Raw genomic sequence first — 15,431 nt, 5'->3', positions numbered from 1 at the left:
GCTGTAATAGCAACATTCATCTGCATAAATGTGTATTAGAAAAAAAATATTGCAGAAAACGCTAAATTCTTGCCGGAAACGCTGGATATATTGTTTGAAGGGCATGTTGAGGAGGACTCCATGCCCGCTTTTACCAACAAACAATTTATTCGGACGAGAAATTCATGGTAGCGATTGTCAGCGGTGGTGCACTGGGCCTGCAAAGCGGTTCCCGTTTCGTGTTGGGTGGAGACCGGGGAACGGTCGGTAATGCGGCCTTGGGGCGTAATGGCGACCAGGCCTATCTGAACGCCGCCAACGGCAACCTGGTCATCCAGTCGCGCGACGAGTTCCTGGCCGCCAATGGCATCGACACCGCGCTCCTGCGCACATATAACAGCCAGGGCATCTATACCGACCGCCTGGGCGTCTTCGGCGACGGCGATAACGGCGACAACTTCCGCCTGGGCGTCTACAAGCGCGTCGCCTTCGTCAGCGGCAAGGTGAACACGGCCGGCAGTATCGCCAGCCGCACCGAGGAAGACGGCAGCACCGCCACCTATACCTATGACGCGGCGCGCGGCTGCTATGTCACCACCGACGGCGCCGGCGCCCACGACACGCTGACCTATACCCCGGCCAACGGCAGCGTGCCGTCGAGCTGGACCTGGCGCGACGGCGATAGCCAGGCCAGCGAGACCTACAACACCTCGGGGCTGATCACCTCGGCCACCGACGTGGACGGCAACACCACCACCTTCACCTATGCCGGCCGCCTGATGCAGAGCGTGACCATGGCTTCGGGCGATGTGCTCTACCTCGATTACAGCGACAACAACCTGGTCGGCCTGCGCACCGTCAGCGGCGGCGTCACCCGCAGCCGTACCCGTTACACCTATGACAGCAGCAAGCGCCTGACCAGCGTGGAGGTGGACCTGTCGCCGGACGATAACAGCAAGACCGACGGCAACACCTACACCACCCGTTACACCTACGACGGCACCAGCCGCCGCATTGCCACCCTGACCCAGAGCGACGGCACGGTGCAATCGTTCACCTACGTGCAGGTGGGCACGGACTTCCGCGTCGCCAGCATGACCGACGGCCTGGGCCGCGTCACCCGCCTGAGCTACGACGTTGCCAACGGCCGCACCGACATGACCGATCCGCTGGGCTTTGTCACCAGCTTCTTCTACGACGCCAAGAACCAGCTGACCCAGGTGCTCAGCCCTGCGGTCAACGGCATTCGCGTGCGCACCAGCTACGCCTATGACGCCAGCGGCAACGTCACCAGCGTCACCGACGGCAACGGCAATGCCGTGACCATGACCTACGATGGCAACGGCAACCAGCTCACCCAGCAGGATGCGCTGGGCAACGTGGTGGCACGCAGCTACAACAGCGCCAACCACGTGGTGAGCGAGTCGGTGCGCATGGGCAATGGCGGCGCCCTGGTCACCCGCTACGTCTACGACAGCAAGAACCACCTGCGCTTCCGCATCAACCCGGCCGGCGACGTGGTGGAATACCGCTACGACGCCAAGGGCCAGCGCGTGGCGCAGATCGCCTACAACGGCGGCACCTACAACACCTCCGCCCTGGCGGAAGGGGCGGCGCCAGGCGAAGCCCAGATGACTGCCTGGGCTGCGGCGCAGGACAAGACCCTCAGTGCGCGCAGCGATTTCGCCTACGACTTCCGCGGCCTGGTGAGCGCCAGCACCACCTATGCCGAAGTGGATGGCGCCGGCAACGGCGTGGCCGATGGCGCCAACACCATCAACTATGTATACGATGCCTCCGGCCTGCTGCTCAAGACCATCAATGCCGGCGCCACCACCAGCTACGCCTACGATGGCCTGAACCGCCTGCTGGCCAGCACCGACGCGCTGGGCCAGCAATCGCTGGTGCAGTACGACGACGCGCACAACCGCACCGTGTCGACCCTGGCCAACGGCCTGGCCACCACCTCCACCTACGACGCCGCCGGTGAACTGGTGAGCGTGATCCAGAGCGACAGCGCCAACGGCGCCGAGCTGGGCACCGTGCGCAACTTCTACGATGCCGACGGCCGCCTGTTCTGCACCCAGGACGCGACCGGCGTGCGCACCACGTTCCTGTACGACGAGATGGGCCGCCGCAACGGCATGATCGACGGCTTCGGCGCCTTGACCGAAAGCGTGTACGACGGCGCCGGCAACCTGGTGCGCACCATCCGCTACGCCAACCTGGTGGACAGCAGCAAGCTGGTGGATGCCGCCGGCGCGCCGCAAGCCGCGACCCTGGCGGCGCTGCGTCCGCTGGCCAGCGCCGCCGACCGCCGCGTCGACCAGGTCTACGACAAGGACAACCGCCTGGTCTACACGGTGGATGAAGCGGGCTTCGTCACCCAGCAGTTCTTCGACGCCGCCAACCGCGTCACCGACCTGGTGCGCTACAACAACGCCATCAGCCGCGCCGCGCTGCCGGCCAATCCGCAGCTGGCCGATATCCAGGTGGTGTCGTCCACCGAGGACCGCCACAGCCGCAACTTCTTCGATGCCGACAGCCGCCTGGTGGGCCAGCTCGATGCCCAGGGCATCCTGACCGAGCAGAAATACGACGCCATCGGCCAGCTGGTGGAGACCGTGCGCTATGCCACCCTGACCGATGCCGCCCTGCGCAGCAACGGCTCGCTGGAACAATTGCGTCCACAGGCTTCCGCCGCCGACATCAGCGTGCACCAGTTCTTCAATGCGCGCGGCCAGCAGACCGGCGCCATCGACGGCGAAGGCTACCTGAGCACCTTCAGCTATGACGCTGCCGGCAACCGCAGCGCCGTCAAGCGCTTCGCCAACCCGGTCAACTACATGCCGGGCGCGCGCTTGGCGCAGATGCTGCCGCAAGCCAGCGCGGCCGACCAGCAGGCGACTTTCAGCTACAACAAGCTGAACCAGCTCGTATCGAGCACCGACGCCGCCGGCGTGCGCAGCGATTTCGCCTACGACAAGGTGGGCAAGCTGGTATCGACCGTGCAGGCGGCCGGCAGTGCCGACCAGCGCACGGCCCTGGTGCGCTACGACGTGCAGGGCCGCCTGGTGGCCGAACTGTCCGGCCAGGGCGCCAGCCTGCTCAACGGCGACGCCGTGCACGACACCGGCATCTGGGCCGGCTACGCCAAGCGCTACGGCTATGACGCCGCCGGCCGCATGGTCAGCAGCACCGACGCCCTTGGTGCGTCCACGCTGTACTTCTACGACGGCGCCGGCCGCCGCACCCATAGCGTCAACGCGCTGGGCGAGGTAAGCGGCATCCGCTACGACGCCTTCGGCCAGGCCACCGACACCATCAGCTACGCCAACCGCATCGATACCGCCGGCCTGGCCGGCGGCAGCAACGCCCCGGTCCTGGCCGCGCTGGCGGTGGCGGCCGACCCGCTGCGCGACAGCCTGCTGCACACCGATTACGATGTGCGCGGCCAGGCCACCCGCCTGGTCGACGCGCTGGGCAATGCCACCGTGCGCAGCTACGACGCCTTCGGCCAGTTGAGCAAGGAAATGCGCCCGATCAGCGCGGCTGTGCAGGAACTGGTGCGCTATACCTACGACAAGCGCGGCCTGCAGACGTCCATCCTGCGCGACGCCGACGGCATTGCCGCCCTGCGCAGCACTGAATACGACGCCTTTGGCCGCGCCGTGGCGCAGACCGACGCCAACGGCCAGGTCACCCGCAGCACGTTTGACCGCAACGGCCGCGTGGTGGCCAGCTATGACGCCATGGGCCAGGTGCGTTCCACAAGCTACGACGCTTTCGACCGCGTGCTGACCCAGACCGATGCGCGCGGCAATGTGACCCGCTATGCCTACGACACGGCGCTGCACAAGACCACCGTCACTTCGCCGCTTGGCATCGTGACCACCATCACGCGCAACGCGCAAGGGCAAGTGATCGCCCTTGCCGACGGCAATGGCAACACCACCAGCTACAGCTACGACGCCGACGGCCGCCTGCTGGCCACCACCGATGCCAACGGCAAGGCCGAGCATAATGAATACGACGCCGCCGGCCATCTGGTCGCCACCGTCGACCGCAACGGCGTCGCCACGCGCTACACCTACGATGCCGCCGACCGCCGCCTGAGCCAGGTGGTCGATGCGGGCGGCCTGGCGCTGACCACCACCTGGACCTACGACGCCAAGGGCGAAGTGGTGTCGCAGCGCGACCCGAACGGCGTGCTGACCGTCACCAGCTACGACCAGAAAGGCCAGGCTACCCGCGTGGTGGTCGATCCGGCCGGCCTGAACCTGCACACCAGCTATACCTACGACGCGCAGGGCCACACCCTGACCGTCAGCCGCGGCGCCAACGGCGTCGACAGCGCCAGCGTACGCTACGACTACGACAAGCTGGGCCGCCGCGTGGCCGAAGTGGTCGACCCGGCCGGCCTGGCCGTCACCACCCGCTTTGCCTACGACGCTGAAGGCAACCGTGTCAGCATGACCGACCCGGACGGCCACGTCACCCAGTTCCATTACGACGCCGACGACCGCCTGCTGGAATCGGTGGATGCGCTGGGCCATGTGCAGAAATTCGAGTATGACGCTGACGGCAACCGTACCCGCACCGTCGACGCCAACGGCCATGCCACCAGCTTCGTCTACGACGCCGGCAACCGCCTGCTGTCGCAGACCGACGCCATGGGCGGCGTGACTGCCTACACGTACGACGCCAACGGCAACCGCCTTTCCAGCACCGATGCACTGGGCCGCACCAGCCGCTTCGAATACGACAAGCTGAACCGCCTGGCCAGCCAGATCGACGCGCTGGGCCAGCAAACCACCTACGCCTACGACGCGAACGGCCAGCGCCTCAGCGTGACCGATGCCAAGGGCGGCGTGAGCCGCGCCGAATACGACGCGGCTGGCCGCCTTGCCGCCAGCATCGATGCGCTGGGCAACCGCACCAGCTATGCGTACGATGCCAACGGCAACCGCATCGCCACCACGGATGCCAACGGCCACATCGTAGTCTTCCACTACGATGGCGCCAACCGCATGGACCAGCAGGTCGACGCGGCCGGCACCACGCGCTTCAGCTATGATGCGCGCGGCAACCGCACCGGCCTGACCGATGCCAATGGCAACACCACCACCTTCGCCTACGACGGCGCGGACCGCCTGGTGCGCGTGACCGACGCGCAAGGCGGTACCACCGTCTACGCCTACGACGCGGCGGGCAACCGCACGTCCGTGGTAGACGCCAACGGCCACGCCACGCGCTTCAGCTACGACGCGGCCAACCGCCTGGTGCAGACCACCGACGCTCTGGGACAAGTCACCCGCAAAGAATACGACGCAGTGGGCAACCTGCTGCGCAGCACCGACGCCGCCGGCAATGCCACCACCTACGTGCTCGACGCATTGGACCGCGTGGTAAGCCGCACCGATGCCATGGGCTTTGTCACCGCCTACCAGTACGACGCGGTCGGCAACCGCACCGCGCTGACCGATGCCGCTGGCAACACCAGCCGCTTCGAATACGACGCCGGCAACCGCCTGACCCGCAGCGTGGACGCGCTCGGCCTGGTCACCAGCCACGAGTACGACCAACTGAACCGCCGGGTACGCAGCATCGATCCGGCCGGCCACGACAGCAAGTTCGAATACGACGCAAACGGCCGCCTGACCGCGACCATCGACGCCTTGGGCGCCCGTACCTCCTACGAATACGACGCTGTGGGCAATCGCACGGCAGCTTTCGATGCGCTGGGCAACGCTACCCGCTTTGAGTACGACAGCAGCAATCGCCTGGTGGTGCACACCAACGCGATGGGCCAGAGCACGCGCTACAGCTACGACGCGGTGGGCAACCGCTTGGCCAGCGTCGATGCCAATGGCCATGCCACCAGCTACCGCTATGACGCGTTGAACCGCAAGGTCGAAGAGACCAACGCCGCGGGCGACTCGGTCCAGCATGTCTATGACGCCGTGGGCAACCTGATCATGACCCGCGATGGCAACGGCCACCAGCGCTTCAACCATTACGATGCACTGAACCGCCTGACTGCAGCAGGCGATGCGCTGGGCGCCATTACCCGCTTCGATTACGACGCCGTGGGCAACCGCACCGTCGTCACCGACGCGCTGGGCAACGCAACGCGCTTTGCCTACGACGCCAACGGCCGACTGGTCAACCAGACTGACGCGCTCGGCAACATCACCCGCCACGATTACGACCGCCTGGGCAACCGGGTGGCCACCACCGACGCGCTGGGCCGCGGCACCCTGTTCGCCTATGACGCCAACAGCCGCCTGCTTTCCGTCACCGCCCCCGGCAACGAGGTGACCGTCTTCAGCTACGATGCGGCTGGCAACCGCACGGCAACGACCGACGCCAACGGCAACCAGACAGTGTTTGCATACGACGCCGTCAACCGCCTGGTGTCCAGCACCGATGCCCTGGGCCACCGGACCACGCACGCCTACGACGCCGTCGGCCAGCGCCTGTCCACCACCGATGCCAACGGCCATACTGTCTCCTTCAGCTACGACGCCGTCGGCCGCCTGGCCGCCACCGCGGACGCCTTGGGCAACCGTGTGGAGCACCGTTACGACCAGGCCGGCAATCGTGTTGCCACCGTCAACGCCAACGGCCATGTCACCAGCTATGGCTACGACGCGGCCGATCGCCTGGTTTCCGAGACCGATGCGCTGGGCAACCGGGCCGAGTACCATTACGACAACGCCGGCAACCGCGTGGGGGCAATCGATGCCAACGGCCATGCGACCGGCTTCGAGTTCGACGCCAACAACCGCCTGGTGCGCCAGACGGACGGCACCGGACGCTCGACCAGCTTCGCCTATGATGCCGTCGGCTCCATGGTGGAAAGCACGGACGGCAACGGCAATGCCACCCGCTTCAGCTACGACGCCAACGGCCGCCTGTCCGTACGTACCGATGCGCTGGGTGGCATGACTCGCTTCGCCTACGATGCGGTGGGCAACCGCATCGCCAGCATCGACGCCAACGACCATGCCACCAGCTACGTGTACGACCTCGCAAACCGCCTGGTGAAACAGATCGACGCGCTGGGGAACGCCACCAGCTACGAGTACGACAAGGTCGGCAACCGCCTGGCCACCACCGATGCCAACGGCGCCACCAGCCGCGCCGCGTATGACGCCGCTTACCGCCTGGTCAGCGAGACCGACGCGCTGGGTGCGGTCACCACGCACAGCTACGATGCAGTCGGCAACCGTATCCACAGCACCGACGCGCTGGGCAATGCCACGGCCTTCGATTACGACGCGGCCGACCGCCTGCAAAGCATCACCGACGCCCTGGGCGGCGTCACCCGCCACAGCTATGATGCCGCCGGCCAGCGTGTATCGACCACCGATGCCGCCGGCAGCACCACGGCCTTCAGCTACGATGCAGCAGGCCGCCTGGTAGTACAGACCGATGCCATGGGCGGCAAGAAAGCGTTCGCCTACGACGCAGCCGGCAACCGCATCCAGGCCGTCGACGAGAATGGCAACAGCACCAGCTTTGCCTATGATGCCGCCAACCGCCTCAATGAGCAGCGTGACGCCTTGGGACATACCGTGCGCTTCATGTACGATGGCGCCGGCAACCGCATCGTCATGATCGACGGCAATGGCCACGACACCCGCTTCGGTTACGATGCGCTGAACCGCGTGGCAAGCGTGACCGACGCGCTGAACAATACCAGCAGCTTCGAGTACGACAAGGTGGGCAACCGCATCGCCAGCATCGATGCCAACGGCCACGCCACCCGCTACGAATTCGACGCGGCCGATCGCATGGTGGGCCAGACAGACCCGCTGGGCAACCGCACCGGCTATGCCTACGACGCCGTGGGCAACCGCGTCGCCACCACCGACGCCAACGGCTTCACTGTGCGCGCAGCATACGACGCGCTGCACCGCGTGGTCGAAACGATCGACGCCCTGGGCGGGATCGACAAGCTGCGCTACGACGCGGTCGGCAACCTGCTGGAGACCGTCGATGCCGCCGGCAACCCGACCCGCTTCGAATACGACGCCCTGCACCGCCAGGTAGCGGCCATCGACGCCCTGGGCGGCATGACGCGCGCCACGTACGACGCGGTCGGCAACCGCACCAGCACCACCGACGCCCTGGGCCGCGTGACCCGCTTCGCTTATGACAAGCTGCAGCGCCAGGTCGGCATCACCGATGCGCTGGGCGGCGTGACGTCGGTCGCCTTCGACGCTGCCGGCAACCGCATCGCGCACACCGACGCCAACGGCAATACCACCCGCTTTACCTACGACCAGGCCAACCGCCTGGTGTCGCTGCAGGACGCGCTGGGCGTGGATACCGCCTATGCCTACGATGCAGCCGGCAACCAGGTGAGCGTCACCGATGGCAACGGCCACATGGTCGCGTCCACCTTCGACGCCGCCAACCGCGTGGTCCAGGTGAAGAATGCGCTGGGCGAGATGAACAGCTACGGCTACGACAAGGTCGGCAACCGCGTCGCCGTCACGGACGGCAACGGCCACACCAGCACCGCCGCTTACGACGCCAACAATCGCCTGGTGCGCCAGGCCGACGCGCTTGGCAACGCGACGCAGCACGAATACGATGCCGTCGGCAACCAGGTGCGCGTGGTCGACGCCAACGGCAATGCCAATGCCTTCAGCTACGACGCCAATCGCCGCCTGTTGAAACAGACCGACGCGCTGGGCAATGCCACATCCTTCGCCTACGACGTGCTGGGCAACCGCACCTCGGTGGTCGACGCGCTGGGCCGCGTCACGAGCTTCCATTACGACGCATTGAGCCGCATGGTCAAGCAGACCGATGCCCTGGGCCACGACAGCAGTGTCAGCTACGACGCCGTCGGCAACCGCCTGAGCGCAACCGACGCCAACGGCAACACCACCAGCTTCGCCTACGATGCGCTGAACCGCCTGGCCGTCACCACCGATGCGCTGGGCAACCAGACCGGGTTCGCCTACGACCATGTGGGCAACCGCACCGGCGTCACAGACGCACGCGGCAACACCACCGCCTTCGAGTATGACGCCGACGGCCGCCTGGTGCAGGTGACCGACGCCCTGGGCGGCAAGACCCGCCATGCCTACGACCGCGCCGGCAATCGCCTGAGCGTGACCGATGCGCGCGGCAACGTCACCGCCAGCGAATATGACGCAGCCAACCGCGTGGTGCGCGTAACCGACGCGCTGGGCGGCGTGACCCGCCATAGCTACGACGGAGCCGGCAACCTGGTCGGCAGCATCGACGCCAACGGCGCCAGCACCTCGGCGCAGTACGACGCCGCCAACCGCCTGGTAGCGCAGGTCGACGCGCTGGGCGCGGAAACGCGCTTCGCCTACGATGCCGTGGGCAACCGCGTCTCGGTCATCGACGCCATCGGCGCCGAGAACAAGTTCGCCTATGACGCCAACAACCGCCTGCAGGAGCACACCGACGCGCTGGGCGCGATCGAGAGCTACACCTACGATGCCGTCGGCAACCGCCTGTCGGTCGTGGACCGCAACGGTAACGACAACACCTTCGAATACGACGAGCTGAATCGCCTGGTGGCGCATGCCGACGCCTTGGGCAACGCCAACATCTTCGAGTACGACAATGTCGGCAACCAGTTGCTCGAGCGCGACCGCAACGGCAACGCCACCAGGCGCGCGTTCAACGCGCTGAACCAGCTGGTCTCGGTGACCGATCCGCTGGACGGCGTCACCGCCTACGGCTACGACCAGGTCGGCAACCGCACCTCGGTGGTTGACGCCAACGGCGGCGTAACCGCCTTCGCGTACGATGCGCTGAACCGCGTCTCCCTGGTGACCGACCCGCTGGGCTACGAAACCCGCCGCTTCTACGACGCCGTGGGCAACGTGGTGAACCTGACCGACGCCAATGGCCATGCCACCCTGTCGCAGTACGACGCCGGCAACCGCCTGGTCGTCAAGACCGACGCCATGGGCAATGCCAGCCGCTACGCTTACGACGCCGTGGGCCGCCTGCTGGAACAGACCGACGGCAACGACCATACCCGCCGCTACGCCTATGACCTGGCTGGCCGCATGGTGAGCAGCACCGACGCGCTGGGCAACACCACCACCATGAGCTACGACGCGGTCGGCAACCAGGTTGCCGTGACCGACGCCAATGGCCACACCAAGCGCAGCAAGTACGATGCCGAACATCGCCTGGTGCGCCAGCAGGATGCGCTGGACAACGGCTTTGATTACGCCTATGACGCAGTGGGCAACCTGCTGGCGCAGACCGACGCCAACGGCAACGTCACGCGCCGCGCCTACGACGCCAACAACCGCCTGCTGCAAGTGACCGACGCCCTGGACGGCGTAACCGCATACGAATACGACAATGTCGGCAACCGTGTCGCGCTCACGGATGCCAACGGCAACACGACCCGTTACAGCTTCGACGCCAAGAACCGCATGACGTCCAGCCTGAATGCGCTGGGCTTCAGCAACAGCTGGCAATACGACAAGGTGGACAACCGCGTTTCCTCCACCGATGCCAACGGGCACACCACCAGCTACGTCTACGACAAGGACAACCGCCTGACCGGGCTGACCGATCCGCTGGGCTACACCGAAGCCTACGTCTACGACGGCGTCGGCAACCGCACCGGCTTCACCGACAAGAACGGCAACGCCACCAGCTACAGCTACGACGCCGCCGACCGCATGGTGCAAAGCAAGGATGCCCTCGGCTACACCGAACTGTTCGAGTACGATGGCGCCGGCAACCGCCTGGCCTTTACCGACAAGAACGGCGCCCGCAGCACCTTCAGCTATGACGCTGCCGACCGCCTGCTGGAAGCGAAAGATGCGCTGGGCCATCGCGAGCAGTTCGAGTACGACGCGGTTGGCAATATGCTGGCCCGGAGCGACAAGAACGGCGCCCGCACCACCTTCGGCTACGACGCCGCCAACCGCAAGGTCACGATGGCCGATGCGCTGGGCAAGCAGGAAAGCTATGCCTACGATGCGATGGGCAACTTGCTGAGCACGGTCGACCGCAACGGTCACACCACGCAGCAGGCCTACGACAAGCTGAACCGTGTGGCCAGCCGCACCGACGCGCTGGGCAAGCAGGAAAGCTACGCCTACGACGCAGTCGGCAACCGCCTCTCGGCCACCGACCGCAACGGCCACACCCGCCAGTTCAGCTATGACGCCGGCAACCGCCTGATCGGCAGCCGCGATGCACTGGGCCATCTCGAAGTGTATTCCTACGACGGCGTGGGCAACCGCATCCAGCTGACCGACCGCCGCGGCAACAGCACTTACTTCGAATACGACGCCGACGACCGCCTGATCGCGATCCGCAACAGCGTGACCAGCGCCGCCGGCGACATCAAGTGGGTGGTCGATCCCGATATCGAACCGCCGACCGAACCGGAAGAGCCGGAGTTCCCGGAAGAACCGGGCGAACCGGAAGAGCCGCCTCCTGGCGGCTGGCCTCCAATGCTCCGCATGAACAGCCTCGCTGTCTCCAGCGGCGACGATTCCGGCTATGGCTACGGCTATGGCTATGGTTACGGCAGCGGCCATTTCACCGGCTACCAGGACCCTTACACGGTGGAACTGGTGACCCGCTTCGAATATGACGGCGTGGGCAACCGCGTCGCCATGATCGACCGCAACGAAAACCGCACGGAATACAGCTACGACCAGATCAACCGCCTCACCGTCACCAAGGACGCGCTGGGCGGGGAGACCGTCAACGCCTACGACGGCGTGAACCGCACTTCGGTCACCGATGCCAACGGCAACCAGACCAGCTACAGCTACGACGCGGCTGGCCGCATGATTGCGGCGACCGACGCGCTGGGCAAGACCGAGCAGTACGATTACGACGACGCCGGCAATCGCATCGCCGTGACCGACCGCAACGGCCACACCAGCAGCTTCGCCTATGATGCGGACGGCCGCCTGCTGTCCGTCACCAATGCGCTGGGCGACATGGAGCAATACCAGTACGACGCCGTCGGCAACCGCATTGCCCTGGTCGACCGCAACGGCAAGGCCACCACCTACGCCTACGACGCCAACGACCAGCTGGTCGCCGTCACCAATGCACTGGGCAAGACCGAAAGCTATGCCTACGACGCTGTGGGCAACCGCCTGTCCGTGACCGACCGCAATGGCGGCGTTACCGCCTACGCCTACGACGAGGAAAACCGCGTCGTGACCGTCACCGACGCGCTGGGCAACGTCACCGCCAACGCGTACGACGCCAACGGCAACCTGGTGCGCAGCACCAATGCCAAGGGCCATGCCACCGAATACGAATTCGACCAGCTGAACCGCCTGGTCAAGACCATCTTCGACCGTTTCGACGAGCACTACTGGAACCAGGGCTACGAGCAGACATACCAGCGCGTGGTATCGACCCGCTACGTGTATGACGGCGTCGGCAACCGCATCACCATGGTCGATGCGGAACAGAACAGCACCAACTACGAGTACGACAAGGTGTACCGACTGACCACGGTCACCGATGCGCTGGGCAACAGCACCAGCTACCAGTATGACGCAGTGGGCAACCGCACCTCGCTGGTCGACGGCAACGGCAACGAAACCCGCTTCAGCTACGACGCCATCAACCAGCTGGTTGGCACCGTGGACGGCAATGGCAATGCCGACAGCACGACCTACGACGCCGCCGGCAACCGCATCGCCTACACTGACCGCAACGGCCACACCACGCGCTACGAGTTCGACGATGCCAATCGCCAGCTGCGCACCATCGATGCGCTGGGCAATGTGTCGAGCAGCAGCTATGACGCGGTCGGCAACCGCCTGAGCAACACGGACCGCAACGGCCATGTGACCAAGTACGAATACGATGCACTGGGCCAGCTGCTGCGCCAGACCGACCCGATGGGCGCCACCCAGTCCTTCACCTGGGATGCCGTCGGCAACAAGACGTCGGCCACCAACCAGCTTGGCAGCGTGACCCGCTTCGCCTATGACCTGAACAACCGCCTGGTTGAGCAGACCGATGCGCTGGGCAACAAGGAGAGCTACACCTACGACGTGCTGGGCAACCGCACCAGCACCACGGACCGCAACGGCAACAAGACCAGCTTCGACTACGATGTGCTGAACCGCATGGTCAAGCAGGTCGATGCGCTGGGCAACGCGACCACCCACGCCTACGACACCGTGGGCAACCGCGTCAGCACCACCGATGCGCTGGGGTTCACCACCAGGTACGTCTACGATGCGGTGTACAACCTGGTCGACACGATCGACGCGCTGGACGGTCACACCCGCCAGGAATACGACGCGGTCTACAACCTGACCGCGCGCATCGACGCCAACGGCCACCGCACCCAGTTCCTGTACGACGCCGTCAACCGCCAGGTGGAGAAGGTAGACCCGATGGGCTACTCCACCAAACTCGAGTTCGACGCCGAAGGCAACCGCATTGCGCGCACCGACGGCAACGGCCACACCACGACCTACGAGTACGACGCCGTCAACCGCGTGGTGAAAACCACCGATCCGAAAGGCTATGCGGACAAGGTGGAGTATGACGCCGCCGGCAACCGCACGCGCTACACCGACCGCAACGGGGGCGTCACCACCTTCGAATACGATGCCAGCGACCGCCTGCTGCTGTCCACCGACCCGCTGGGCCATACGGTGTCCAGCAGCTACGATGCTGCCGGCAACATGCTGCAAACGGTGGACCGCAACGGCAATGTGACCAGGTTCAGCTACGACGCGCTGAGCCAGCTGCTGTCGACCACCGACGCCCTGGGCCATACCGAGAGCTTCACCTACGACGCCAACGGCAACCGCACCAGCATCACCGACAAGAACGGCAACGCCACCGAATACCACTTCGATGCGCTGAACCGCGTCGCAACGCTGGTCGACGCGCTGGGCAACAAGGAGAGCTACGCCTACGACGAAGTGGGCAACCGCATCAGCGTGGAGGACAAGAACGGCAACGTATCGGAGTTCCATTACGATGCGCTGCACCGGATGATCCGGGAATACGACGCCAACCGTAATACGACTTACTACTATTACGACGCAGTCGGCAACCGCATCGAGAAGGACGATCCGCTCGGCTACGAGACGTTCTATCACTACGACGCCAACGACCGCCTGGTACGCGAAGAGCACATGATGCATACCCCCGGCTGGGGCGAATCCCTGACGCTGACCAGGGCCGGCGGCGAGGCGATGCTGGTTCCTGGCGCACTGTCCTACGGCGGTGATTGGGAAGAGCCGCACTACGGGCCGCGCCATGTGACCGACTACGGCTACGACGGCGTGGGCAACATCATCTTCGAAGACCGCTACTACGAGCAGATCTGGGGCGGCGAAGAGGGTGGCGGCGTCGACGACATGGAGCTGCACTTCACCATCAACCGCACGTTCGACGAGTGCGACCGCGTGGCGAGCGAATCGCATGGCGGCCTGGCGCCGACCGAATACGAATACGATGCGAACGGCAACATGACCGCTTCCATCGATCCGAACGGCAATGAGACCAGCTTCGCCTATGATGCCGCGAACCGCCGCATCAGCCAGACCTCGGCGCTGGGCAATGTCACGACCTATGCCTACGACGCCAATGCCAACCTGGTCAGCACCACCGATCCGCGCGGCGCGACCACGCTGCAGCGCTGGGACGCACTGAACCGCCTGGTCGGCACTACCGACGCCCTGGGCGGTGTCACCTCGTCCACCTATGACGCGGTTGGCAATGTGCTGAGCCAGACCGACGCAGCCGGCGGCATCACCCAGTACGCCTACGACAAGCTGTATCGCATGGTAGCGAGCACCGACGCGCTGGGTGCCGCCACCACCTTCACCTATGACGCCGTCGGCAACCAGCTGAGCCGCACGCGCCCGAACGGCGCGGTGACCACCTATGCCTACGATGCGATCAACCAGCTGCTGCTGGCCACCGATGCCCTGGGCGGCGAGACGCGCTACGAGTACGACGCCGGCGGCAACCGCACCCGGGTCGAAGATGCGAACGGCCATGTCCGCGAGTACGAATACGATCCGCTGCACCGCATGACCCGCTCGACGCTGCTGCGCGACAACGGCAACTGGGACTACTGGGAGGAACGCGAGCGTTATACCTATAACGCAATCCACCAGGCCAATCTCTATCGCAACTACGACGAAGCCGAGAACAAGGACGGCGGCTACGCCCATGACGCGGCAGGCCGCCTGGTCGGCTACCGCAACGAAGACTGGAGGCGGGTCGAATACCGTTACGACGACGCCGGCAACCGCACCATGGTCACGGATGCGCGCGGCCGCATGACGTCGTACAGCTACGACAAGGAGAACCGCCGCATCGGCAGCACCGACCCGATGGGCTTTGCCACCAGCAGCGAATACGACGCGAACGGCAACATGGTCGCCTCGACCGACGCGCGCGGCAATACCACGCGCTACACC

At 65.5% G+C, this 15,431-nt stretch carries 1 protein-coding gene (cut by a window edge); it reads left to right on the top strand.

Going from position 1 to position 15,431, the window contains the following annotated elements; genetic code table 11:
- Nucleotides 1–164: 164 nt before the first annotated feature.
- A protein-coding gene (locus tag ACN9MY_RS29670) for a LysM peptidoglycan-binding domain-containing protein (RefSeq protein WP_426336543.1) crosses the window boundary here: on the top strand, nucleotides 165–15,431 show its 5' end (the start). 17,742 nt of this gene lie beyond the right edge of the window; only the first 15,267 of its 33,009 coding nucleotides appear in the window; its start codon is at nucleotides 165–167; the stop codon falls past the right edge of the window.

Origin of the sequence: Pseudoduganella sp. R-31 (genome assembly GCF_049913235.1) — a bacterium.
GTDB lineage: Bacteria > Pseudomonadota > Gammaproteobacteria > Burkholderiales > Burkholderiaceae_D > Rugamonas.
The sequence above is the reverse complement of the archived record's forward strand: the minus strand, read 5'-3'. Positions and strand labels throughout refer to the sequence as shown.